The 1,590-nt window shown below is 70.0% G+C and carries 2 protein-coding genes; both read left to right on the forward strand.

The features are described 5' to 3' along the window. Positions 1 to 637: TIM barrel protein (locus ADL29_RS04175; protein WP_053922407.1), on the forward strand; the 637-nt coding region annotated here is incomplete at its 5' end. 52 nt (positions 638 to 689) lie between these two features. After that, positions 690 to 1,586 carry a 2-hydroxy-3-oxopropionate reductase gene (locus tag ADL29_RS04180; RefSeq protein WP_053922408.1) on the forward strand — a complete coding sequence of 299 codons (897 nt, stop codon included), beginning with the start codon at positions 690 to 692 and terminating at the stop codon, positions 1,584 to 1,586. The last annotated feature ends 4 nt before the right edge of the window (positions 1,587 to 1,590 follow it).

Here is a 1,590-nt window from a genome sequence, read left to right on the forward strand (position 1 = left end):
GGGGCTGAACTTCTATGCGGGGCAGCTGCCGGGTCCGGACCGCGGTGCGCTGTCGGTGCCGGGTGCGGAGTCGGAGAAGTTCCGGGCGAACGTGCCGGTGGCGATCGAGTTCGCCAAGTCGCTGGGCTGCACGACCTTCAATGCCCTGTACGGCAACCGGGTCGAGGGGGTCGATGCCGCCGAGCAGGACGCGCTCGCGCTGGAGAACCTGGCCTACGCCGCCCGTGCGGTCGGTGAGGCCGGCGGGACGCTGCTGATCGAGGCGCTCAATGCGCCGGAGTCGCCGAAGTGCCCGATCGTCTCCGCGCCGAAGGCGATCGAGATCGTGGACGCGGTGAACGCGGCGACCGGCCTGGACAACGCAAGGTTCCTGATGGACCTGTACCACCTGTCCATGAACGGCGAGGACCTGGACGAGGTCATCGACCGCTACACCGCCAAGACCGCGCACGTACAGATCGCCGACAACCCCGGCCGCGGCGCCCCCGGCACCGGCGAGCTGGACTTCGAGGCCCTGCTCGACCGCCTCAAGAAGGCCGGTTACGACGGCTGGATCGGCCTCGAGTACAAGCCGGGCGACGCCCCGAGCGCCGAGTCCTTCGGCTGGCTGCCCGCCGAGCTGCGCGCCGCGAAGTAACCGGGCCACCGCCCGCCGCCCTGACGTTTTGCATGTGAAAGAGGACCTTCCGATGAGCAACCTCCCCAAGATCGCATGGATCGGCCTCGGCATCATGGGCTCGCCCATGGCCGAGAACCTGATCAAGGCCGGTTACGCGGTCACCGGCTACACCCTCGAGCAGGACAAGCTCGAGCGCCTGGCCAAGAACGGCGGCACCGCCGCCGCCTCCATCGCCGAGGCCGTCCAGGACGCCGACGTCATCCTCACCATGGTCCCCGCCTCCCCCCAGGTCGAGGCCATCGCCTACGGCCCCGACGGCATCCTGGAAAACGCCAGGCGCGGCGCCCTGCTGATCGACATGTCCTCGATCACTCCCCAGACCTCCATCGACCTGGCCCAGGCCGGCGGCGAGAAGGGCATCCGGGTCCTGGACGCCCCCGTCTCCGGCGGCGAGGCCGGCGCCATCGAAGCCGTACTGTCGATCATGGTCGGCGGACAGCAGGACGACTTCGACGCCGCCCGCCCCATCCTCGAAGCCCTCGGCAAGACCATCGTGCTGTGCGGCCCCCACGGCTCCGGCCAGACCGTCAAGGCCGCCAACCAGCTCATCGTCGCCGTCAACATCCAGGCCTGCGCCGAAGCCGTCGTCTTCCTCGAGAAGTCCGGCGTCGACCTCGCCGCCGCCCTCGACGTCCTGGGCGGCGGCCTGGCCGGCTCCACCGTCCTGACCCGCAAGAAGGACAACTTCAAGAACCGCGACTTCAAGCCCGGCTTCCGCATCGACCTGCACCACAAGGACATGGGCATCGTCACCGACGCCGCCCGCACCGTCGGCGCAGCCCTGCCCGTCGGCTCCGTCGTCGCCAACCTCGTCGCCTCCCTGCGCGCCCAGGGCGACGGCAGCCTCGACCACTCCGCCCTCCTGCGCGGCGTCGAGCGCCTCTCCGGCCACAGCATCGAAGGCTGAGACG

It is taken from the genome of Streptomyces chattanoogensis, from assembly GCF_001294335.1.
In the GTDB taxonomy this organism is placed as follows: Bacteria; Actinomycetota; Actinomycetes; order Streptomycetales; family Streptomycetaceae; genus Streptomyces; species Streptomyces chattanoogensis.

Excerpts from the sequence above, each read along its gene's own strand:
- ADL29_RS04180 (WP_053922408.1), top strand. The coding sequence starts at position 690 with ATGAGCAACCTCCCCAAGATCGCATGGATCGGCCTCGGCATCATGGGC.